Origin of the sequence: Streptomyces sp. NPDC046862, assembly GCF_040704615.1 — a bacterium.
Taxonomy (GTDB): Bacteria; Actinomycetota; Actinomycetes; order Streptomycetales; family Streptomycetaceae; genus Streptomyces.
Window position 1 is genome coordinate 60,819 of record NZ_JBEYXP010000010.1, and the last position, 22,664, is coordinate 83,482.

General features: G+C 71.8%; 16 protein-coding genes. 15 read left to right on the top strand and 1 reads right to left on the bottom strand.

Annotated elements, in window-relative coordinates; all coding sequences use genetic code 11:
• The first annotated feature begins 147 nt into the window (after positions 1–147).
• Entirely contained in the window at positions 148–2,082 is a 1,935-nt protein-coding gene (locus AB0959_RS13355) for a S53 family peptidase (protein ID WP_366826504.1), read from the top strand.
• A gap of 343 nt (positions 2,083–2,425) precedes the next feature.
• Here the strand turns inward: AB0959_RS13355 and panB are convergent, their stop codons facing one another.
• Positions 2,426–3,322 (bottom strand): 3-methyl-2-oxobutanoate hydroxymethyltransferase, encoded by an 897-nt coding sequence (gene panB, locus AB0959_RS13360; RefSeq protein ID WP_366826505.1) that lies wholly within the window; start codon positions 3,320–3,322, stop codon positions 2,426–2,428.
• Between the two features lie 313 nt (positions 3,323–3,635).
• On the opposite strand from panB, the gene AB0959_RS13365 reads away from it, so the two are divergent.
• From AB0959_RS13365 to AB0959_RS13430, 14 genes are all read left to right on the top strand, one after another.
• Positions 3,636–4,070 carry a hypothetical protein gene (locus AB0959_RS13365; RefSeq protein ID WP_366826506.1) on the top strand — a complete coding sequence of 145 codons (435 nt, stop codon included), beginning with the start codon at positions 3,636–3,638 and terminating at the stop codon, positions 4,068–4,070.
• A gap of 8 nt (positions 4,071–4,078) precedes the next feature.
• Positions 4,079–5,104, top strand: a complete 1,026-nt coding sequence (gene pstC / locus AB0959_RS13370; protein ID WP_366826507.1) for a phosphate ABC transporter permease subunit PstC — start codon at positions 4,079–4,081, stop codon at positions 5,102–5,104.
• A gap of 2 nt (positions 5,105–5,106) precedes the next feature.
• Positions 5,107–6,435: a phosphate ABC transporter permease PstA gene (gene pstA, locus AB0959_RS13375; RefSeq protein WP_366826508.1), complete on the top strand. Its 1,329-nt coding sequence runs from the start codon at positions 5,107–5,109 to the stop codon at positions 6,433–6,435.
• A gap of 207 nt (positions 6,436–6,642) precedes the next feature.
• A complete protein-coding gene (pstS, locus tag AB0959_RS13380; protein ID WP_366826509.1) occupies positions 6,643–8,334 on the top strand; it encodes a phosphate ABC transporter substrate-binding protein PstS in 1,692 nt (563 codons plus the stop codon).
• A 158-nt stretch (positions 8,335–8,492) separates the two neighbouring features.
• Positions 8,493–11,003, top strand: coding sequence for a hypothetical protein (locus tag AB0959_RS13385; protein WP_366826510.1), 2,511 nt, complete (start codon positions 8,493–8,495; stop codon positions 11,001–11,003).
• 101 nt (positions 11,004–11,104) lie between these two features.
• A complete protein-coding gene (locus tag AB0959_RS13390; RefSeq protein ID WP_366826511.1) occupies positions 11,105–12,103 on the top strand; it encodes a substrate-binding domain-containing protein in 999 nt (332 codons plus the stop codon).
• Positions 12,104–12,144: 41 nt separating this feature from the next.
• Positions 12,145–13,719 carry an Ig-like domain-containing protein gene (locus AB0959_RS13395; RefSeq protein WP_366826512.1) on the top strand — a complete coding sequence of 525 codons (1,575 nt, stop codon included), beginning with the start codon at positions 12,145–12,147 and terminating at the stop codon, positions 13,717–13,719.
• Between the two features lie 176 nt (positions 13,720–13,895).
• On the top strand, positions 13,896–15,806 hold the full coding sequence (locus AB0959_RS13400; RefSeq protein WP_366826513.1) for a DUF916 domain-containing protein: 1,911 nt from the start codon (positions 13,896–13,898) through the stop codon (positions 15,804–15,806).
• 23 nt (positions 15,807–15,829) lie between these two features.
• Positions 15,830–16,765: a hypothetical protein gene (locus AB0959_RS13405; protein WP_366826514.1), complete on the top strand. Its 936-nt coding sequence runs from the start codon at positions 15,830–15,832 to the stop codon at positions 16,763–16,765.
• A 21-nt stretch (positions 16,766–16,786) separates the two neighbouring features.
• Positions 16,787–18,085 carry an Ig-like domain repeat protein gene (locus AB0959_RS13410; protein WP_366826515.1) on the top strand — a complete coding sequence of 433 codons (1,299 nt, stop codon included), beginning with the start codon at positions 16,787–16,789 and terminating at the stop codon, positions 18,083–18,085.
• Positions 18,082–19,050 carry a sortase gene (locus tag AB0959_RS13415; protein WP_366826516.1) on the top strand — a complete coding sequence of 323 codons (969 nt, stop codon included), beginning with the start codon at positions 18,082–18,084 and terminating at the stop codon, positions 19,048–19,050. The genes AB0959_RS13410 and AB0959_RS13415 overlap by 4 nt, the downstream gene beginning before the upstream one ends.
• Before the next feature lie 276 nt (positions 19,051–19,326).
• Positions 19,327–20,076: a phosphate ABC transporter ATP-binding protein gene (locus AB0959_RS13420; RefSeq protein ID WP_366826661.1), complete on the top strand. Its 750-nt coding sequence runs from the start codon at positions 19,327–19,329 to the stop codon at positions 20,074–20,076.
• A 101-nt stretch (positions 20,077–20,177) separates the two neighbouring features.
• Complete coding sequence (locus AB0959_RS13425) at positions 20,178–21,761, top strand: MFS transporter (RefSeq protein ID WP_366826517.1); 1,584 nt, start codon at positions 20,178–20,180, stop codon at positions 21,759–21,761.
• Positions 21,762–21,904: 143 nt separating this feature from the next.
• Positions 21,905–22,543, top strand: a complete 639-nt coding sequence (locus AB0959_RS13430; RefSeq protein WP_366826518.1) for a TetR/AcrR family transcriptional regulator — start codon at positions 21,905–21,907, stop codon at positions 22,541–22,543.
• The last annotated feature ends 121 nt before the right edge of the window (positions 22,544–22,664 follow it).

A 22,664-nucleotide genomic window follows, 5' to 3' on the forward strand; every position in this document is an offset into this window, starting at 1 on the left:
AATATACGGTCCTTTGGGCTCCCATACGTTTACTTGAAGGCTTCTTGGCCCAGCCCATGCCATGGCATTCCCCTGGCATGAACGGTTCATCGCGAGAGTGGCGAGCGTCGAGTGATCACTCGCGACGAACCGCACTCAGGGGGTTCCATGAGATCAAAACGCGCCAGGATGCGCGCCGGAGCGAGCTTGGCAGCGACACTGCCCCTGCTCGCGGGCGCGCTGGCGCTCGGCACATCCGCGCACGCCGCGGACGGCCCGGCCCGCGACGTGCTCAAGGGCACGAAGCCCGCGTGGGCCACGACCAAGGCCGACAAGGGCGCCACCTCGAACGACTCCGGGGTCTCCGCCCGGGTCTACCTCGCCGGACGGAACGCCGCCGGGCTGGCCGCGTACGCCAAGGCCGTGTCGGACCCGAACTCGGCCTCGTACGGGAAGTACCTCTCGGCCAAGCAGGCGCAGGCACGTTACGGCGCGACCCCGGCGCAGGTGAAGGCCGTGAAGTCCTGGCTGACGGCGGCCGGCCTGAAGGTCACCGGTGTCACCAGGCACTACGTCACCGTCACCGGTGACGTGGCCGCCGCGGAGAAGGCGTTCGGCACCCAGCTGCACAACTACACCAAGGGCGGGAAGACCTACCGCGCGCCCGTCTCGACGGCCTCGGTCCCGACCGGTCTGAAGGGTGCCGTCCTGACCGTCACCGGCCTGGACAACGCGCCCCACAAGGCCACCCACGACGACCAACTGCCGCCTCCGGACACCGTGTTCCGCAACTCCGGGCCGTTCTCCTCGTACTACGGCTCGAACACCGCGAGCACGCTCCCGGACGCGTACGGTACGAAGATCCCGTACGCGATCAAGGGCTACACGGGCAAGCAGCTGCGGGCCGCGTACGGCGCGGGCACCCGCACGGGCAAGGGGGTGCGGGTCGCCATCACCGACGCGTACGCCTCGCCGACGATCGCCTTCGACGCGGCCACCTACGCGAAGAAGCACGGTGACGCGACCTACCGCAGCGACCAGCTGCGCCAGGTACTGCCGAACAAGTACATCCACACCGACGAGTGCGGGGCGTCCGGCTGGTACGGCGAGGAGACCCTCGACGTCGAGGCCGTGCACGCGGTCGCGCCCGCCGCGGACATCACGTACGTGGGCGCCGCGTCCTGCTACGACGACGACCTGCTCGACTCGCTCGGCAAGGTCGTCGACGGGCACCTCGCCGACATCGTGTCCAACTCCTGGGGCAGCATCGAGTCGGCCGAGACGACCGACGTCGCGGCCGCCTACGACCAGGTGTTCCAGTTCGGCGCGGTCGAGGGCATCGGCTTCTACTTCTCCTCCGGTGACAACGGCGACGAGGTCGCCAACACCGGCACGAAGCAGGTCGACACCCCGGCCAACTCGGCGTGGGTGACGGGCGTCGGCGGTACGTCGCTGGCGGTCGGCAAGGGCGACACGTACCAGTGGGAGACCGGCTGGGGCACGCTCAAGGCCACGCTGTCGGCCGACGGCAAGAGCTGGACGGGCTTCCCCGGCGCGTTCACGTCGGGCGCGGGCGGCGGCACGAGCGCCACGGTCTCGCAGCCCTCGTACCAGAAGGGCGTGGTCCCGGACGCGCTCGCCAAGGCGAACGGCACGACGGCCATGCGCACCGTGCCGGACATCGCGGCGATAGCCGACCCCAACACCGGGTTCCTGGTGGGCCAGACGCAGACCCTGCCGGAGGGCGGGCAGGCGTACAGCGAGTACCGCATCGGCGGCACCTCGCTGGCCGCGCCGGTCGTCGCGGCCGTGCAGGCGCTGGCCCAGGAGGCGCGGGGCGGCAAGGCGATCGGGTTCGCGAACCCGGCGATCTACGCCCGCTACGGGTCGAAGGTGTACCACGACGTGACCGACAACCCGACGGGCAGTGGTCTCGCCGTGGCGCGCGTCGACTTCGTCAACGGCTACGACGCGACGGACGGGCTGGCCACGTCGGTGCGCAGCCTCGGCAAGGACAGCTCGCTGCAGGCCGTGCGCGGCTACGACGACGTGACCGGGGTGGGCTCGCCCGCCAGGGGTTACGTGGAGTCGTGGCGTCGCTGACGGTCTCCGGGCACGTGTGGGGCGCCTCCGGTGAGGGGGCGCCCTCCGCGTTTCTCGCGCCCGCCGCCCCTAACCGTCCCATCCCCGGGGGCCCCGCCCCGGACCCCGCTCCTCAAACTCCCCCGGCTGCCGCTGGGAGGTGCCCCCAAGGGGCTGGAAAATCCAGCCCGTCCGGCGTTTGAGGACGAGGCCGCAAGGCCGATTGCGGGGGTCTGGGGGCGCAGCCCCCAGGGACAGGATGGGACGGGTAGGGGCGGCGGGGGCGAAACAAACCCCGCTCGAACAACGGCGCAGCCCGCCGGCGGGGGAAGACCGGCGGGCTGCTGGGTGGTGCCGTGGTGGATCAGTGGACGGAGTGCTGCTCCTGGGGGAACGTTCCGCCGACGACGTCCTCGGCGAAGGCCTTGGCCGCCCCGGCCATGACCTCGCGGAGGTTGGCGTACTGCTTCACGAACTTCGGTACCCGGCCCTCCGTCAGCCCCAGCATGTCCGTCCAGACCAGTACCTGCGCGTCCGTCTCGGGCCCGGCCCCGATACCGATCGTCGGGATGTGGAGCACCCGCGTGACCTCGGCCGCCAGCTCCGCCGGAACCAGTTCGAGGACGACGGCGAAGGCGCCGGCGTCCTGCACGGCCTTCGCGTCGCGCAGCAGCTGCGCGGCCGCCTCCTCACCACGCCCCTGCACGCGGTAGCCCATCGCGTTGACCGACTGCGGCGTCAGGCCGATGTGCGCCATGACGGGGATGCCGGACTCCACGAGGAGCTCGATCTGCCGGTGGGAGCGTTCGCCGCCCTCCAGCTTGACCGCCCCGACGCCCGCCTCCTTGATGAGGCGCGTCGCCGAGCGCAGGGCCTGGACGGGGCCTTCCTGGTACGACCCGAAGGGCAGGTCGCCCACGATCAGGGCGCGGCTGGTGCCACGGACGACCGCCGCGGACAGCATCGTCATCTCGTCGAGGGTGACGGGCACGGTCGTCTCGTAGCCGAGGTGGCAGTTGCCCGCCGAGTCGCCGACGAGCATCACCGGAATGCCGGCCTCGTCGAAGACGGACGCGGTCATCGCGTCGTACGCGGTGAGCATGGGCCACTTCTCGCCGCGTTCCTTGGCGGCGGCGAGGTCGCGCACGGTGATGCGCCGGGTGCTCTTGCCCCCGTACAGCGCCTTGCTGCTGTCGGAGGGCCCCGGTGCACCCTGCGCGGACGGCGCGGGCTGCTTCGGGGCAGCCGGAAGCTGCGTCATCGCAACGGCTCCTTCTGTCATCTCGAGGCGCCCTCACGGCGTCCCCGGACCGTCTCCATGGTGGCACCTCGTGCCACGCGCGGCCAGACCAGCGCCAGGGATGTGTGTCACGTACAGCCGTGAAGCGCGCGTCGCCCCTGATGGGCGATGTGTGTCGCCTCTGGAGCCGCTCGTTCATCTGCCCTCCGTTCGGCCTTAACCCAACCGTGCCCACAGCCCCCACACAGACCCGCGACTCTCAGTGCGCTTTGGGAGATTTTTCGCCTGTGGCGGAAAACGGTCCATGGAGTGAAGGGGAGAGGGGGTGGTTTGGATGGTTCCGTCACGTTTCCTGTACATGGTGCGTGGAGCGCACCGGGACGCGCACCGGGATCTCAGGGCGGTCGAACCGTCGGTCGGCTGGCGGCTCGTCGGTGCCAACCACCGTGAACTGGGGCGCAGCGCCGAGGTGTTCGCAGGTCTCACGGAGTGCCGGGCCTCGGTGCTGCTGCTTCGGGAGCGGATCGCGGACGCCAGGGTGCTGCTGACCACGACGGAGGCGGCGGGCGGCTGGAGCTGGCGGCTGGAGATCGACGGCCACGTCATCGCGGTGGCGGGACGGCTGTACCAGCGCCAGCGGGACTGCCAGTTCAACCTCGGCCAGTTCCTGAAGGCGGTCCCGGTGGGCGAACTGACGGAGCCGGCACCGCATCGACCGCGCGGGGGCGGTGCCGGTGCCGGTGACCGGGCCGGGGCGGGCATGCGATGAGCGTTGTCATGCCCAGACTCGGGCAGCCGTCCGAGCCGGATCCGGAGCCCGGCCGCGAGGACGTGCGGCGAGCGCCGCGGGGCAGGACCGAACCGGTGGACCGCCTCTTCCGCGGGGCGCTCCGCGGCAGTGGCGCCCTGGTGCTGCTGATCATGCTGCTGGTCGGGCTCTTCCTGACCTACCGCGCGTTCCAGGCGCTGGAGGTCGCCGGGGGTTCGTTCCTCACCACCTCCGCGTGGGAGCCGGACTCGCACCACTTCGGCATCGCCGCCGTCCTGACCGGTACGGTGCTCATCGGTGTGACGGCGATCAGCATCGCCGTACCGCTGGCGCTGGGCACCGCGCTGTACATCTCGGAGTACGCGCCGCGGAAGCTGAAGCGGACCCTGGTCAGCCTGGTGGACCTGATGGCCGCCGTGCCGAGCGTGGTGTTCGGACTGTGGGGCGCCTTCTTCCTCCAGGGGCACGTGGTGGGGCTCTCCCGCTGGATCGCCACGTACTTCTCCTGGTTCCCCCTCTTCAAGGTCGACGGTGCCGATCCACGCGATCCGCTGCAGACGGTGACGGTCTACACGTCCTCCACCTTCATCGCCGGGATCGTCGTGGCGCTGATGGTCACCCCGATCGCCTGCTCGGTGATGCGGGAGACCTTCTCGCAGGCGCCGGCCGGTGAGCGCGAGGGAGCCCTGGCGCTGGGCGCGACCCGGTGGGGGGCGATCCGCGCGGTCGTCCTGCCGTACGGCCTGGGTGGCGTGATCGGCGGCACCATGCTGGGCCTCGGCCGGGCCCTGGGCGAGACGATCGCCGTCTACATGATCATCTCGCCGGTCTTCGCCGTGCAGCCGCACATCCTGCAGAACGGCGCCAACTCGGTCTCCGCGCTGATCGCGCTGCGCTACGGCTCCGCGTCCGACTTCGGCATGTCGGCCCTGATGGCCGCGGGTCTCGCGCTCTTCCTCATGACCCTCGTCGTGAACTTCATCGCGTCCTCGATCGCGGCCCGTGGCCGGTCGGGCACCGGAACGGAGGCCTGAGCATGACGACCACCGAGCTCCTGAAGGAACCCTCGGAGCCCGCGGAGCCCGCGGAGCCCGCGGAGCCCGCGGAGTCCACGACCGTACGACCGGTATCGGCCGCCGGCCCCGCCACCGACGCCGACGCCGACGCCGACGCCGACGACGACGGTCGGGACGACGCCCCTGAGGTCCGCCGGAACACCTCCTCCGTCCACGCCTCGGACCTGCTCGCCCTCGCGGGCGCGGCAGTGGGTTCCCTGTCGCTGACCGTGCTGCTGTTCGTCTGGATCGCCCCGTTCGACTCCGCCCTGGGCTTCGTCGTCGTCGCGTACCTGCTCTTCCTCGGGGTGTACGCCGTCCTGGTCTCCTTCGACGAGGACGGTGTGGTGGTACGGGACAAGGTCGCGGCCGTCCTGTGGCAGAGCCTCGCCGTGCTCCTGCTGGGCGCGCTGGTGCTGGTGGTGGCGTACACGCTGTGGCGCGGAAAGTCGGCGCTGGTCCACCTCAGCTTCTTCACCGAGGACATGGCACGCACCGGCCCGCTGCAGCCGCTCAGTCAGGGCGGCGTGGTGCACGCGATCGTGGGCACGCTGGAGCAGATCAGCATCTCGCTGGCGATCACCGTGCCGCTCGGGCTGGCCTGCGCGGTGTTCCTCAACGAGGTGCCCGGCCGCTACGCCCGTTTCGTACGGACCATCGTCGAAGCGATGACGGCCCTGCCGTCGATTGTGGCGGGCCTGTTCATCTACGCCACCGTGATCCTCATCCTCGGCCTCGACAAGTCCGGGTTCGCCGCCGCGCTGGCGCTCGGCGTGATGATGCTGCCGATCATCATCCGAGCCGCCGACGTGGTGATCAGGCTGGTGCCGGGCTCGCTGCGCGAGGCCTCGTACGCCCTGGGTTCGAGCCGGTGGCGCACGGTGTGGACGGTGGTGCTGCCCACCGCGCGCTCCGGTCTGACCACCGCCGTGATCCTGGGCACCGCCCGCGGCATCGGAGAGACCTCGCCCGTACTGCTCACCTCCGGGGTCAACGCGGGACTGAACGCCGACCCGCTCGACGGTCCGCAGATCTCGCTGCCGCTGGCCACCTTCGATCTGGTGCGCTCGCCCCAACCCGCCTACGTCGCCCGCGGGTTCGGTTCCGCCGCCCTGCTGATGGCCCTCGTCCTGCTGCTGTTCGTGCTGGCCCGCGTGATCGGCGGACGCGGGCCGGGCGAGCTGACCCGCAACCAGCGCCACCGGCGTGTCCAGGCCTCGCGCCGCGACGCCGAGCGCATGAGCGGGCGTGACCGGCTCGGGCCACGGCCCTCGACGCCGCCGACCGCCCTGGACCCGGCCACCGAGTAGCCCCCGGCCGAGTCGCCCCGGCCGAGCAACCCCTCAAGCGGAGCACCCCCGTACCCGCCCCGCCCCGCCCCGCCCACCGACCAGGAGTCATCAGCCATGCCCGGATCCCCTCCGGCACCCCGCGCAACGCCCCACCCGAGACGCCCAGGACTCCCAGGACTCCCAGGACTCCCAGGACTCCCAAGTCGCCTGAGAAGCCGGAGAGTCATGACCGCTCTCCTCCTCCTGGCCGCCCTCCTGTTCGGTGCCGCGCCCGCCCAGAGCGCCACCTACGTCCCGATCTCCGGCGCGGGGTCCACCTGGAGCCAGAACGCGCTCGACCAGTGGCGGGCCAACGTCAAGCAGTACGGCATGACCGTGAACTACAACGGAACAGGTTCCTCCGACGGCCGCAACCAGTTCCGCAACGGCACCGTGGACTACGGCGTCTCCGAGATCCCCTACGGCATCAAGGACTCGGGCGTCGTCGACCCGCCCCCGTCCCGCAAGTACGCGTACATGCCGATCGTGGCCGGTGGTACGTCGTTCATGTACAACCTCACCATCGGCAACCGGCGGGTGACCAACCTGCGGCTGTCCGGTGATGTCATCGCCAAGATCTTCACCGGTCAGATCAGGACCTGGAACGACCCCGCGATCAAGGCCGACAACCCCGCGATCGCCTCCGCGCTGCCCGCCCGCCGGGTCGTCCCGGTGGTGCGCTCCGACGGCTCCGGCACCAGCGCGCAGTTCACCACCTGGATGAGCAAGCAGTACCCGTCGCTATGGGACGCCTACTGCCGCCGGGCCGGCCGCGGCACCCCGTGCGGGGCGACCTCGAACTACCCGCTCGTCCCCGGCGGCGGCTTCGTCGCCCAGTCGGGCTCGAACGGTGTCTCCGGCTATGTGGCCCAGGGCGGCAACGTCGGCACCATCACCTACGTCGAGTACTCGTACGCGGTCTACACGACCGGGTTCCCCGTGGCCAAGGTGCTCAACAAAGGCGGGTACTACGTCGAGCCGACCGCGAAGAACGTGGCGGTGTCGCTGCTGAAGGCGCGGATCAACGAGAACAGTTCCTCGCCCGGCTATCTGACGCAGATCCTCGACGACGTCTACAACGACAGCGACCCGCGCGCCTACCCGCTCTCCAGCTACAGCTACATGATCATCCCGACGAAGCTGGAGTCGAACTTCAACGCCCAGAAGGGCAAGACCCTCGGCGCCTTCGCGTACTACTTCCTGTGCCAGGGGCAGCAGCGGGTCGACAACCTCGGCTATTCGCCGCTGCCGATCAACCTGGTGCAGGCGGGCCTGAACCAGGTCCGCAGGATTCCCGGGGTCGACGTCGAGCGGATCAACATCAAGGACTGCCACAACCCGACCTTCTCCTCCGACGGCACCAACACCCTGGCCAAGACGGCCCCTTACCCGCCCGCCTGTGACAAGAAGGGCGCGTCCCAGTGCTCGACCGGCACGGGCGGTGCCAAGACCCCGACCCAGGTCGGGGGTGGGTCGGGCGGCGGAGGAGCCTCCGGCGGCGGGGGCGGCTCCGGTGCGGGCTCCGGCGGGTCGGCCTCGGGCGGTTCGGGCGGTTCCGGCAAGGGCGGAACGTCCTCGGGGGCGTCCGGTGGCTCAGGCGGTGCCGGGAGCGGTGGCGCCTCCGGAACCCCGGCTGCCGCAGGCGGGGCCTCGATCGACCCGGACACCGGGCAGGTCATCGCGGCGAACGGCGCCTCGGCCGACGGTGCGGGCGCCGACGCGTTCGCCGTGCCGGTCAACACCTCCCGGAGCATCGGCAGCGGCACACGCACCGTGCTCATGACGCTCGCCGGAGTGCTGCTGCTGGGGGTCACGGTCGGGCCGCCGCTGCTGAGCCGGCGGCTGAAGCGGGGCGCTCCGCTGGGAGGGCAGCGATGAGGCGTCGACTGTCTGCGGCGCCGTCATGGCTGGTCGCGCCCCGCGGCGGAGCCGCATATCGATACAGACCCGCGCCCCTTTGGGGCGCCGCGGTACGGCGATTTCTCGCAACCTCACTCGCCGTTGCCGTCACCCTGTTCTCGGCGATCGGGGTTGCCGTGCTCGCTTCGGCGCCCCGGCCCGCCGAGGCCGCCGACGCCGGATCCGCGGTGACCGTCTCCGGCAAGGGCCCGTACGCGGACCTGAAGCTCACCGTCAGCCAGACCCGCAACCTCGTCGACCAGGTCGTCAGGATCTCCTGGAAGGGCGCCGCCCCCACGGTCTCCGACACCACGTACGCCGCCGACTATCTGCAGATCATGCAGTGCTGGGGCGACAGCGGCGACGGCCCCGACCCCGAGCAGTGCCAGTTCGGCGGCTCCTCCGCGCTGGGCGCGGGCGCCGGCAGCCAGGCCGCGGGCGCGTACACCAACACCCGGCAACTGACGTACGGCACCCTCAAGGACCCGGGCCAGCAACTGCCGCCGGCGAGCGGCTCGGGCATCTCGTACGTTCCCTTCCGCTCCGTGACCGGCGATGTGAGCAAGAAGGGCAACTGGAACGAGTTCTACGACGTCAACACCACCAACGAGGTCCCCTACGCCCGCACCGGCCCCGACGGCACCGGCGAGGTCTACTTCGAGACCCAGACGGGCCTGGAGGCACCCGGCCTCGGCTGCGGCGAAGTGCCCGCCGGGGCCTCCGGCGCGACCTCCGGGCGCACATGCTGGCTGGTCGTGGTGCCGCGCGGCGAGAGCGAGGTGGACGACACCTCGTACACCTCCCAGCCCAGCGGCCTCCTGCAGTCCTCGCCGCTCAGCGCGAGCAACTGGAAGCACCGTCTCGTCCTGCCGCTGAACTTCGAACCGATGGGCAGCTTCTGCCCGATCGGCGCCGACGAGCGGGGCACGCTCGGCAACGAGATCGCCGCCGAGGCCATCACCCGCTGGCAGCCCGCCCTGTGTCAGTCCGCGAACAAGACGATCTACGGCTACGCCCAGGTCACCGACGACACCGCCCGCGCCAAGCTGGTCTCCGGCTCGCCCGGCATGGTCTTCCTCGGCCGTCCGGCCACCGGCGACCAGATCCCGCCCGGACAGCGTCCCGTCTACGCGCCCCTGGCACTGTCCGGACTGACCATCGGCTTCTTCGTCGAGAGCCAGGCGGGATTCGGCGCGCCCGCCGCGGTCAGGGCACGCGACGGAAGACGGCTGACCTCGCTCGATCTCACCCCGCGCCTGGTCGCCAAGCTGCTCACCGAGTCGTACCAGGACGGCAACTCACGCTTCGCGCAGAGCACCGGGACCAACCCCTTCAACCTGGCCCGCGACCCGGAGTTCCTCAAGTACAACCCCGCCTACAAGGACCTGGACTTCCTCGGCAACCTCGGTGACGTGCTCGTGCCCGAGCCCCTGTCCGACGCGGCGTGGGAGCTGTGGAGCTGGGTGAAGAGCGACCCGGCCGCCCGCGAGTTCCTGAGCGGTACGCCCGACAACGAGGGGCGGTACGGGGACCAGGGCTTCTCGGGGATGAAGGTCAACCCGCACTACAAGGGCCTCGCGCTGCCGCGGGAGGAGTTCCCGAAGAGCGACCCGTTCTGCCAGGAGTTCGCCGACCACCCCGACCACCCGCTGTGCATCCAGGACAAGCACCCGTACGCCACCGACCTGCACGCCGCGGCCCGCGCCGCCGCGCGCGGAGACACCCTGGCCCGCACCAGCTGGGACAACACCGCGACGCCGCCCGGCTACAAGAAGGACCCGCCGCAGCCCACCGGCAAGCGGGCCGTCCTCGCCCTGACCGACACGGCGACCGCCGCGCGCTACGGCCTGGTGACGGTGAGGCTCCAGAACGCGGCCGGCCGTTTCGTGGCCCCCGACTCCCGCGGACTGCTCGCCGGGCAGGCCGCCATGAAGCCCAGCGGCGTCAGCGGGGTGACGATCCCCGACCCGGCCACGAAGAGCCCGAGCGCCTACCCGCTCACCCTCCTCACCTACGCCGCGACCGTGCCCGAGAAGCTCACCAAGCAGGAGGGCGGGGACTACGCGGCCCTGCTGCGGTACGCGGCGGGCTCCGGACAGCGGCCCGGCGTGTCGGAGGGCACCCTGCCGGAGGGCTACGCCCCGCTGCCCGCCGGCCTGCGCACCCGCACCCGCGACGCCGCCCAGGCCATCGCCTCCCGGGCCGGTACCTCGCCGGCGGGATCGGCGGCCGGCGGCACGGCGGGCGGAACGGACTCCGGCGGTTCGGGTTCCGGTGGTTCGGGCTCCGGCGGCGCGGGAGGCGGGGGTGTGTCGGGCTCGGGCGGTGCCTCGGTCGGTGGCGCCGGGGCGTCCGGCGAGTCGTCCGGCAAGGCCGCCGGGGCCGCCGGGGCCTCTCCGTCCGTCTCCGCGAGCGGCACACCGTCGGGTTCGCCGTCCGCGGCGCCGGCCGCCGCCTCCGACAGCCCGCTGCTGCGCACCCCGGCCTGGGCGCTCGGCGCCGTGCGCTACGCCCTTCTGATCGCCCTGGTCACCGGCCTCGCCGCCGCGGTCTGCGGCCCGCTCCTGCCGAGGGCCGTGCCGCGACTCGCCGCCGGGATCGCGGCCTGGCGCGCCAGGGACAAGACGTCCGCCGGCCGAGGGAGGTGATGCCCGCACCCGACACACCGACAGGTCCGCGCCAACGAACTGTCCGAAACACCGCGCCGGGCACCACCACCCGGCGCAAGCCTAATCGAGAGGTACAGCACGTGAACAAGAGAATGGCCGCCGTCGCCGCCGTGGGTCTCGCCGGCCTGGTCACCGGCACCCTCAGCGCCACCCAGGCCTCCGCCGACCCCTCCGGCACGCCCACCTACCGTCAGCTCTCCGGCGTGGGGTCCGACACCACGCAGGACGTGATGAACGGGATGGCCCAGGCCATCACCATCAACGGCACCAAGGTCATCGGCTCGTACGACGCCACCGGCTCGGCCCAGATCACCACCAAGGACCCGGCCACCACCCCGGGCTGCACCATCGCCCGCCCGAACGGCTCCGGCGCCGGCCGCACGGCCCTGTCGAACTCGCTGCAGGCGGGCAACGGCTGCCTGGACTTCTCCCGTTCCTCCAGCCTCAACCTGGCCGCCGCCAGCCCGGGCCTGACGTACGTCCCGTTCGCCGTGGACGCCGTGAGCTACGCGATCACGCCCACCAGCACCATTCCGCGCAAGCTCTCGCTGGCCGACCTCAAGGCCATCTACCGCTGCGACCCCAACTACGTGGGCAGCGCCCCGAACTACAGCCTCACGGTGTACCTGCCGCAGGCCGGGTCGGGCACCCGCAGCTTCTGGGAGTCCCAGATGGGCATCACCGACGCCGACGTGGTCGCCGGTGTCTACCCCTGCATCAAGGACACCAAGAACGGTGCCCCGGTCCAGGAGCACGACGGCCGCGTCCTCGACGACAAGTCGATCGCCCCGTTCTCCATCGCGCAGTACAACTCGCAGTCCTCCCAGACGATCGCCGACCTCCGCGGCCGGGCCATCCTCGGCACGATCGACGGTCTCGCGCCGACCGTCCTCAACACCAACTTCGGTGTGAAGCGCGACGTCTACAACGTCATCCCGACCAGCAAGATCGGCACGGCGCCGTGGAGCACGGTCTTCGTCGGCTCGAACTCCCTGATCTGCCAGCAGACCCAGGTGATCAACACCTACGGCTTCGCGGCCAACGCCAACTGCGGCGACACCAGCAAGCAGACCCCCTGACCCGACGCTTCTCGGTTCCTCTTCTGAAGGAGAGCACGACAGTGCTGAAGAAGACTCTCTCGCGGGCCCTGACGGGTGGTCTCGCGAGCCTGGTCGCCGTGCTGGCGGGCGGCCTGATGCTGGCGCCCTCCGCGCAGGCCGCCGACCTCGGCACGGCCGCGGTCACCCCGGCGACCGGCAGCGACACGTCCAGCATGACACTGACCACCTCGGGTGCCTGCCCGGACAACGCCACCAACGTCATCGTCTCGGTGACCGGTTCGGGCTTCCCGGCCGGCGGCCAGAACGTGGTCGGCAACTCGCCGATCACCACCTACGGCACGGCGGCGAGCGGCGGACTTGTCATCCCGCTGTCCCAGACCATGCGGGACTACGCCAACACGGCCGGTTTCACCAACCTGACCGGCAAGTACACGTTCGTCGTCACCTGCCGTACGGCGTTCAACGCCACCAGCCTCGGTGACTTCCCGGCCTCGGTGTGGTTCACGTCCAACACGGCGTACCAGAACACCGACCCGGCCGCGCAGACCGACACCACCACCTCCCTCGCCGTCTCCCCGGGCGGCCCGGTCCAGGCCGGCACCGCCGTGACGCTGACCGCGAACGTCGCCCCCGCGGGCGCGGCGGGCACGGTCCAGTTCCGCGACAACGGCCAGGCGCTCGGCGCCCCGGTGACCGTCTCCGGCAGCCAGGCGCAGCTCACCACGAGCACCCTGGGCGTCGGCAGCCACTCGCTGACCGCCGTCTTCACCCCGTCCAGCGCCGCCTACAACGGCTCCACGTCCAGCGCGGTCGCGTACGCCGTCCAGGCCGGCCCCGCGACCGCCACGACCACCGCGCTGGCCGTCTCCCCGGCCGGTACGGCGGACAAGTTCAGCCCGGTCAGCATGACGGCCTCGGTGTCGCCCGCCTCGGCGGCCGGTTCCGTGAAGTTCCAGGACACCGTGGGCACCACCACGACCACGCTGGGCACGGTGCAGGTCGTCGGCGGACAGGCGTCGTTCTCCACCAGCAGCCTGGCCGAGGGCGACCACTCCTTCACGGCGGTCTTCGTCCCGGCGGACTCCGCCGCGTACACCGGCTCCACCTCCGGCGCGGTCCCGTACCTGATCGGCGCCTTCAAGGGGGTCACCGCCTCCCAGGACATCACCACCACCGTGGAGTCGGGTGCCCTGGTCATCAGCGTGGACAACCCGCACGTCACGCTGCCCTCCCCGCAGCTCAACGCCAACGGTGACCTGCTCACCACCGGCGGCGCGATCAACGCGGTCACGCTGACCGACACCCGTGCCGGCAACCCCGGCTGGACGGTCAGCGGCCAGGTGACCGACTTCTCCGACGGCGGCTCGCACACCATCAACGGTCAGAACCTGGGCTGGACCCCGAAGGTGACCGACAAGGGCGCGTCCCAGACCGTCACCGCCGGTTCGGCGGTCGCCGCCGCCCAGGGTGTCGCTCCCGCCGACGCGGGATCGGCCGGCCTCAAGTCCTCCCGCTCCCTCGCCAACGGCACCGGTCTGGGCACCGCCCACCTCGGCGCCGACCTGGCCCTCAACGTGCCGACCTCGACCGTGGCCGGCACCTACACCGCGACGCTCACCCTCACGGCCATCTGACCCGGGCGGACGGCTGACGGGGCGGAACCTCCACTCCCTCTGAGGATCCGCCCCGGGCCGGGACGGGAGACCCCTCCCGTCCCGGTCACCTCCACTCACCCCGTCACCTTGGCCCACTCGGCCACCTCCACTCACCCGTGCACCGGTCCCGCCCGCGCCCGAACGGACGACCCGACATGATCACGACCTCAGCCCGCCGCATCGCCGCCGTCCTGGCCGCCTGCCTCCTCGCCGTCCTCCCGGCCGCGACCGCGTCGGCCACCGCGCCGGGCGACGGGGGGCGGACGGGCACGGGGCGTACGACGTTCGGTGTCCAGCCCTCGTCCGCGAAGAAGCCGGACGCGCGGCCGAACTTCTCCTACGGCGCCACTCCGGGCGCCGCCGTCAAGGACCACATCGCCGTCTTCAACTACGGCACCAGCGCACTCACGTTGAGGGTCTACGCACAGGACGCCTTCACCACCGCCGACGGCGGCTTCGATCTGTTCGCGGCCCAGCACAAACCCACGGGCGCCGGCTCCTGGATCAAGCTCCGCAGGAACCAGGTGAAGGTCCCGGCCCGCTCCCACGTCATCGTGCCCTTCACGCTGACCGTCCCGCAGAAGGCGACCCCCGGCGACCACACGGGCGGCATCGTGGCCTCGCTGTCGGCCGCCGGCGCCGACACGAAGGGCAACAAGGTCGCGGTCGACCAGCGGGTCGGCGCGCGCGTCTACCTCCGGGTGGCCGGCGAGCTCACGCCCCGGCTGGCCGTCGAGGACCTTCACACGGCCTACCACGGCACCGCCAACCCCTTCGGCTCCGGCTCCGCGACGGTGACGTACACCATCCGCAACACCGGCAACGTGCGGCTGGCAGCCCGTCAGGCGGTCGGCGTCCGCGACGGGATGGGCGGCGCGGCGAAGGTGGCGAGGCTCCGTGACCTCCCCGAGCTGCTGCCGGGCGACGCCGTGAGGATCACGACGTCGGCCACCGGCGTCCTCCCCGCGTTCCGGGACACCACGACGGTCACCGTCGACCCCGAGCCGGTGCGCGGCGACATCAAGCACCGCATCCTGCCCCGCGTCACCCGCACCGGAGCCTTCTCCGCCGTGCCGTGGGGCCTGCTGGTCCTGCTGCTGGTGCTCGCCGCGGCCGCCACGGTGCTGCTGCTGCGCCGCAGGCGACGCCGGAGGGCCACGACCGGGGGCGTCAAGCCCGTACGCAAGGCATCCGGCGCGAAGTCCGGTACGAAGTCCGGCGCGACCTCGGGCGCGAAGTCCGGCGCGACGTCCGGTGCCAAGCAGGCCGTCGGTCTGGCCGCCGTGCTGCTGGCCGCCAGTGGGGCCGTACTCGGCACCCCGGCCGACGCGCGGGCCGCGGACGCCGGGAAGCTCGCGGTCACCCCGGGCAAGGGCAGCGACACCCAGCCCCTCACCCTCGTCGCCGGCGCTTCCTGCCCCGCGAAGACCGTCAACGTCATCGCCCGCGTCACCGGAGCGGGCTTCCCGCGCGGCGGGCAGATCGTCGTCGGCAACGCGCCCCTCGCCACGTACCCGAAGGCTCCGGGCGGCGGTCCGGCGGTCCCGCTGACGTACACGATGCGGGACTACGCCAGCACAGCGGGGTTCACCACCCTGCGCGGCACCTACACCTTCACCGTCAGCTGCCTCAAGGGCCCCTTCGACCTGACGAGCCTGCGGGACTTCAAGGGCTCGCTGCGGTTCACCGGGAAGACCGCGTACCGGGACGGCACCGAGGTCGCGTTCCCCAAGGCCGCGGTCCCGAAGGGCCCGGCACCCGCGGCGACGGCGTCACCCGGGCAGTCCGGGCAGTCCGGGCAGTCCGGGGAGTCCGGGGAGTCCGGGCAACTGCCGGGGCTGCCCGTGCCGCCGTCCACGCCCGACGGCTCCGGCGCGCCCGGCGCCGCGCCCCTCACCGCAGCGCGGACGAGCGCCGCCCGAGACTCCTCCGGCACCTCGCTCACCGCCTTGTCGGTGGGCGGATTCGCCGTCTGTCTGCTGGCGCTCCTGACCGGCGTCGGCTTCTGGGCGCGGGGACGCCGGGCCCGCACCGAGCGATCGAACACCACCGCCACCACGTCCTGATCCACTGCCAAGGAGAGAACACCGTGTCCTTCACACTCCACAGACCCCGGATGTCCCGGGCTGCCGCCGTCCGGGCCGGATCGCTGATCGCGGCCTGCGGCACGGCGGGGCTGATCGTGACCGCCGCGACCGTCGCCCAGGCGTCGGCCGCCGAGGCCCCCGGCAAGATCGAGGTGACGCCCGCCACCGGCACCGACACCAGCGGGATCACCCTCACCACGTCGGCGGCCTGCCCGGCCGAGGCGACCAATGTCATCGTCGCCGTGAAGGGCTCGGGCTTCCCCGCCGACGGCCAGAACGTGGTGGGCAACTCGCCGATCAACGCCTACCAGGCCGCGCCGAACGGCGGCATCGCGGTTCCGCTGACGCAGACCATGCGGGACTACGCCAACACGGCCGGCTTCTCCAAGCTGGAGGGCCGTTACGACTTCACCCTGACCTGCCGTACGGCCTTCAACGGCACCAGCCTCGGCGACTTCACCGCGCCGATCTGGTTCACCTCCAACACCGCCTACCAGACCAACGACCCGGCCGGCCCGAGCGGCTCTCCGTCCACCTCGTCCTCCGCGACCCCCACGGACACGGCCACGCCGACGGACACGGCCACGCCGACGGACACCGGCCTGCCCTCGGACAGCACGGATCCGACCGACACGTCCACGCCCACCGACACCGCCACCCCGACGGACACGTCCGGGGCCGACGGCGGCTCCACGGACGGCGGTACCACGGGCGGCGGCTCGCAGGACGTCTCGACCGACGTCAGCGGCGGCTCGTCCGGGAGCGGTTCGGGCGGCGGCAAGGGCTCCCTGGCGTCCACCGGTGTCGACGCGGGCGCGCTCGGCGCCGTGTCGGCCGCGCTGGTCCTCGCGGGCGTCCTCGTGGTCCGCCGGGCCCGCCTCCGCGAGGACTTCCCCGCCACCACGACCGACACCGGCACCGACATCCACGACGCCTGAGCCTGGGAGAGACGACACACCATGCATTTCAAGGCCGTACGCCGCCTGCTGGCGGCCACCCTCGTGTCCGTGCTCGCCACCGGCGCCCTCGCGCTGGGCGCGGGCGGCGCCGAGGCCGACGTCCTCGGCTCGATGGAGGTGTCCCCCGCCACCGGCACGGACACCAGCGGAATCACCCTGACCACGGCCGCACCCTGCCCCGACCCGGCGACCAACCTCATCGTCGCGGTGAAGGGCTCGGGCTTCCCGGCCGACGGCCAGATCGTCGTCGGCAACTCGCCGACCAGCGCGTACCAGGCCGCGCCGAACGGCGGCATCGTGGTGCCGTTGACGCAGACGATGCGGGACTACGCCAACACGGCCGGTTTCTCCACCCTCCAGGGCCGCTACGACTTCACGCTGACCTGCCGGGGCGCGTTCGGCTCGACGGCGTACGGCGACTTCACCGCGCCGATCTGGTTCACCTCCAACACCGCCTACCAGAACAGCGCTCCACCCACCGCCACGACCACCACGTTCGCGGCGAGCCCGGCGAGCCCCGTCGTCCAGGGCACCTCCGTGAAGCTGACGGCGACCGTCGCACCGGCGACCGCGGCCGGCACGGTGCGCTTCCTCGACGGAGCCGGACAGCTCGGCAGCCCGGTCGCCGTGTCCGGCGGAACGGCCACCCTGACCACCAGCACCCTGGCCGTCGGCACCCACACCCTGAAGGCCGCGTTCACACCGTCCGACGCGGCGGCGTACGGCGCCTCCGTCTCCGCGCCGCTGTCGTACACGGTCAAGATCAAGCCCCCGGCGGTCGTCACGCCCGCGAAGGTGACCGGCACCGTGCGGGTCGGCTCCAAGGTGACCTGCTCGGTGTCGTTCAGCGGCGCGACCTCCGTGTCGTACGCCTGGCTCCGGGACGGCACGGTGATCAGCGGCGCGACCGGGAGCACCCGTACGCTCGTCGCCGCCGACTACCCGCACAAGACCGCCTGCCGGGCGAAGGCCACCAACAGCACCGGCAGCACGACCTCGACCAGCGCGGCCGTGACAGTGGCTCTGGGCCCCGCCCTGAAGAACCTCACCAAGCCCTCGATCAGCGGCACCCACCGGGTGGGCTACCGGCAGACCGCCAAGCCCGGCAGCTGGAACCCGACGGCCACCTCGTACAGCTACGTCTGGAAGCGCGACGGGCGGGCGATCACCGGCGCCACCCACTCGACGTACACCCCGACCCGCTCGGACCGCGGCCACCTGCTCACCGTGACCGTCACGGCGAAGCGCGCCGGATACGCCAAGGGCACCGCCACCTCCGCCTCGGTGAGGATCGGATGACGGCACCCGTGACCTCCCAGGCCGGGCCCGCGACAGCCGACACCGCGTCGGCTTCCGGGCCCGGCCGGGCGCGGCCGGCCCGCACGGCGCGCCACGCGCGGTCGGGCCGCCCGGCCGCCGGCCCCGGACTGCGCGTCGCCGGCGCCGCGCTCAGCATCCTGGCCGCTCTGCTGCTCGGTTTCGTCGCCGACGCGGGCCTGGTCGGCAACCTGCGGCACGCCCGCGACCGGCAGGTCGACTACGCCGGCTTCCGCTCGGCCCTGGCCAACGGGGTCGCCCCCGTCGGGCGGTCGGCGGGAGGCGGCCAGGCTCCGGAACAGGGCGAGCCCGTGGCGCTCCTGGATGTCCCCGCGCTCCATCTGCGTGAGGTCGTCCGGGAGGGCACCACCGCCGAGGACCTGGCCCGGGGACCTGGCCACCGCCGGGACACGCCCCTGCCGGGCCAGTCGGGAGTCAGCGTCATCATGGGCCGCCAGGCCACGTACGGCGGGCCCTTCCGGCGGCTGGGCGAGCTGAGCACGGGTGACACGTTCACCGTGACCACGGGGCAGGGCAAGCACACGTACCGGGTCATCGGGCCGCGCCGGGCCGGCGATCCCCAGCCGCCCGCGCCCGCCGCGGGCCGGGGCCGTCTCACGCTCATCACGGCCGACGGCACCCCGTTCATGCCCCGCGGCGTCCTGCGGGTGGACGCCGACCTGGTCTCGAACGTCCAGCCCACACCGGCGCCCGCCGTCGCGCCCGGTGCCCTGCCGCAGGACGAGACGGCGATGGCCGGGCAGCAGACGGCCTGGCTGGCGCTGGTGCTGTGGGGGCAGGCCCTCGTCCTGGCCGCCGCGGCCCTCGCCTGGGCACACGCCCGCTGGGGCCGGCCGCACACCTGGGTGGTCGGCGTCCCGCTGCTGGGCGCGCTGGGCCTGGCGGTGGCCGACCAGACGTTGCTGCTGCTGCCGAACCTGCTGTGACGCGTGCCGGGGCCCGTGGGCCCTGCCGACCCATGTTCTCCCACTGCCCGTGTTTCCCACCGCCCATGAACCCCGCCGCTGACGAGCCCCCGCTGCTGACGAGCCCCCGCTGCTGACGAAGGACAAGCCGTGACCGACCAGACAACCCGGACCGAGACCGCGACCGCGACCGCGACCACACTTCCCCTCCCGGCAGTCACCGAGACCGGGGGGACGGGGGCCACCGGAGCGACCGGTGCCACCGGGGCCACCGGGGCCTCCCTTGAGGCGCGCCGGATCTCGGCCTGGTTCGGCGACCACAAGGTCCTCGACCGCGTGTCCCTGACCATGCCGGCCGGTCTGGTCACGGCCCTCATCGGCCCGTCCGGCTGCGGCAAGTCGACGTTCCTGCGCATCCTCAACCGCATGCACGAACTGGTCCCGTCCGCCTCGCTCGCGGGCGAGGTGCTGGTCGACGGCAGCGACATCTACGCCCCGGGCCAGCGGCTGACCCAGGCGCGGCGCGCGGTCGGCATGGTCTTCCAGAAGCCGAACCCGTTCCCCGCGATGTCCATCTACGACAACGTCACCGCCGGCCTGAAGCTCACCGGTACGAGGATGAGCGGCGACGGCAAGGACGATCTGGTCGAGGAGTGTCTGGCCAAGGCGGGCCTGTGGAAGGAGGTCAGGGACCGCCTCCGCCAGCCTGGGGGCGCGCTCTCGGGCGGGCAGCAGCAGCGTCTGTGCATCGCCCGCTCCCTCGCCGTACGCCCGAAGGTCCTGCTGATGGACGAGCCCTGCTCGGCCCTGGACCCCACCTCCACCCGCCGGATCGAGGAGACGATCCGCGAACTGGCCCACGAGGTCACCATCGTGATCGTCACCCACAACATGCAGCAGGCCGCCCGGGTCTCCGACCAGTGCGCCTTCTTCCTCGCCGAACAGAACACGCCCGGCGCCGTCATCGAACACGGCCCGACCCCGGCGATGTTCTCCACCCCCTCGGACCCCCGCACCGCCGACTACGTGGAGGGGCGCTTCGGTTAGGCAGGGAAACGACAGGGCCGAGCGCCCTCCCTCCTTAAGGACTCCGCAAAGAATTTCAATACGATACGGTGCCGTATCGAAAGTCCATTAGGGTCGGGCGCATGACTTCTCCTGCCGCCCCGGACCAACGACGGGTCCCGGAAGCCGTGCACAGGCGCCGCTGGGCGATCCTCGGCGTTCTGATGCTGAGCCTGTTGATCGTCGTGCTGGACAACTCGATCCTGAACGTCGCCATCAAGACGATCTCCACGCCCGCGCCGACCGGTCTCGGCGCCACCCAGAGCGAGCTGGAGTGGGCGATCAACGCCTACACGCTCGTCTTCGCCGGGCTGCTGTTCAGCGCGGGGCTCCTGGGAGACCGGCTCGGGCGGAAGAAGGTGCTGCTCGCCGGGCTCGTGGTGTTCGGTGCCGGGTCGGCGCTGGCGGCCCAGTCGGGCTCCCCCGGCGAACTCATCGCGTTCCGTGCCGTGATGGGCCTCGGGGCCGCCTTCGTGATGCCCGCGACCCTCGCCGTCCTGATGAACGTCTTCGAGCGGGACGAGCAGCCGAAGGCCATCGGTATATGGGCCGGTGGCGTCGGACTCGCCATCGCCATCGGGCCCATCACCGGAGGGATCCTCCTCGACCACTTCTGGTGGGGGTCCGTCTTCCTCATCAACGTGCCGATCGTCCTCATCGCGCTGGCGCTGATGCTGTGGCTGGTGCCCGACTCCCGGGACCCGAGTCCGGGGCGCGTCGACCCGGTCGGTGTGGTGCTCTCCGTCGTCGGGCTCGTGCTGCTCGTGTACGGCATCATCAAGGGCGGCCAGCTCGCCGACTTCACGGACGCCACCGTGCTCGCGACCATCGGGGCCGGACTCGCGGTGCTCGCGGCCTTCGTCGTGTTCGAGAAGCGCAGCGACCATCCGTCCATCGACGTCACGTACTTCAAGAACAAGGTCTTCTCGGCGGCGATAGGCGCCATCGCGCTCGTGTTCTTCGCGCTCATGGGCGTGACCTTCTTCTCGGTCTTCTACACCCAGAGCGTGCGCGGCTACACGCCTTTGCAGACCGGTCTGCTGATGCTGCCGCTGGCCGTCGCGCAGATGGTGTTCGCGCCGCGGGCCCGGCTGGTCGTGGACCGGTTCGGCAACAAGGCGGTGTGCACGGCGGGGCTGTTGGTGATCGCGGCGATGCTGGCCGCCTTCGCCACGCTGGAGGCGGACACGCCGATCTGGATCCTCGAAGTGATCTTCTTCTGCATGGGGACCGGCATGGCGCACATCATGACCCCGGTGAGCGTCGTCATCATGCAGGCGCTGCCGCGCGAGAAGGCCGGCTCGGCGTCCGCGCTCAGCAACACCTTCCGCCAGGTCGGCGGTGCACTCGGTATCGCGGTCCTCGGTTCGGTGCTGTCGACGGTGTACCGCTCGGGCATCGAGGACAAGTTGCCGGTTGCCGCCCGGCACGAGGCGGGCGAGTCCATCGAGGCCACCCTCGGCTTCGCCGGGAAGCTCGGCGCCAGGGGCGAGGCGCTGATCGCCCCGGCCCACGACGCCTTCCTGCACGCGATGCACGTGACCGCGCTGTGCGGGGCGGCAGTGGCCGTGTTCGGGGCGGTGGTGGTGGCGCTGTTCCTGCCGGGGAAGGTACCGCAGCCGCAGCAGGCGCCCGGGGAGACGGAACTGGTGACGACGGATCAGTAGGGCGGCGGTGGCGCCAACAGGGCGGAGGGCGGCGGTGGCGCCGTTCGGCGGACGTGAGGGGCCTGTTCGGGCACCGCGTGCCCCTCACGGTCGTTCAGACGGGAGAATTGCCCGACGCCGACGACACAGGGACGGAGCCGATCGTGAGCCTCGCCGACAGCCGAGCCAGGGACGGGAACCCCGGGACTCCCGGGAGTCCCGTCCGGGGACGCCCGCGCAGCGAGGCCGTGGAACGCTCCATCATCGAAGGGGTGATGAGGCTCCTTGAGGACGGCGTGCCGCTCGCGGAGCTGTCCATCGAGCGGGTGGCGCGCACCGCGGGCGTCGGCAAGGCCACCATCTACCGCCGGTGGAGGGGCAAGGAGGAGCTCTTCGTCGACGTCCTGCGCGCGTCCGAACCCCCGGACCCCGTGCTCCCCGGCACCTCCGTGCGCGACGACCTGGTCGCCCTGCTGGAGTCGATGCGCCGGCGCGCCCTGATGAGCCGTTCCTCGGCGATCCTGCACAACGTCCACGCGCAGATGAAGAGCAGCCCGAAGATCTGGGCCGCCTACCACGCCGTCGTGATCGAACCCCGGCGCCGCACCACCTTCGACGTGCTGCGCCGGGGCCGGGAGAACGGCGAACTCCGCGCCGATCTCGACATCGAGCTGATCAGCGACCTGTTCGTCGGCCCGATGCTCGTACGCACCGTCATGCGGCCGGACGCCACACTCGACGAGGCCCTGGCCGAACACATCGTCGACACGGTCCTGGAGGGGCTGCGGCCGGACGGCGGATAACTCTTTCGCTCCCTTTCGCCGCGCTCGTCGTGGCGCCCCATTCACACGTGAGTGACATTTCTCGCAGAGGCATGCGAGCCCCGTCGCCGGGTCGCGATTTCGCTTGAAACTTGAAATGGCG

What these genes read in the sequence shown, in the direction of transcription:
- AB0959_RS13355 (WP_366826504.1), top strand. Translation starts at nt 148, where the DNA reads ATGAGATCAAAACGCGCCAGGATGCGCGCCGGAGCGAGCTTGGCAGCG.
- panB (WP_366826505.1), bottom strand. Translation starts at nt 3,322, where the DNA reads ATGACGCAGCTTCCGGCTGCCCCGAAGCAGCCCGCGCCGTCCGCGCAG.
- AB0959_RS13365 (WP_366826506.1), top strand. Translation starts at nt 3,636, where the DNA reads ATGGTTCCGTCACGTTTCCTGTACATGGTGCGTGGAGCGCACCGGGAC.
- pstC (WP_366826507.1), top strand. Translation starts at nt 4,079, where the DNA reads ATGCCCAGACTCGGGCAGCCGTCCGAGCCGGATCCGGAGCCCGGCCGC.
- pstA (WP_366826508.1), top strand. Translation starts at nt 5,107, where the DNA reads ATGACGACCACCGAGCTCCTGAAGGAACCCTCGGAGCCCGCGGAGCCC.
- pstS (WP_366826509.1), top strand. Translation starts at nt 6,643, where the DNA reads ATGACCGCTCTCCTCCTCCTGGCCGCCCTCCTGTTCGGTGCCGCGCCC.
- AB0959_RS13400 (WP_366826513.1), top strand. Translation starts at nt 13,896, where the DNA reads ATGATCACGACCTCAGCCCGCCGCATCGCCGCCGTCCTGGCCGCCTGC.
- AB0959_RS13410 (WP_366826515.1), top strand. Translation starts at nt 16,787, where the DNA reads ATGCATTTCAAGGCCGTACGCCGCCTGCTGGCGGCCACCCTCGTGTCC.
- AB0959_RS13415 (WP_366826516.1), top strand. Translation starts at nt 18,082, where the DNA reads ATGACGGCACCCGTGACCTCCCAGGCCGGGCCCGCGACAGCCGACACC.
- AB0959_RS13425 (WP_366826517.1), top strand. Translation starts at nt 20,178, where the DNA reads ATGACTTCTCCTGCCGCCCCGGACCAACGACGGGTCCCGGAAGCCGTG.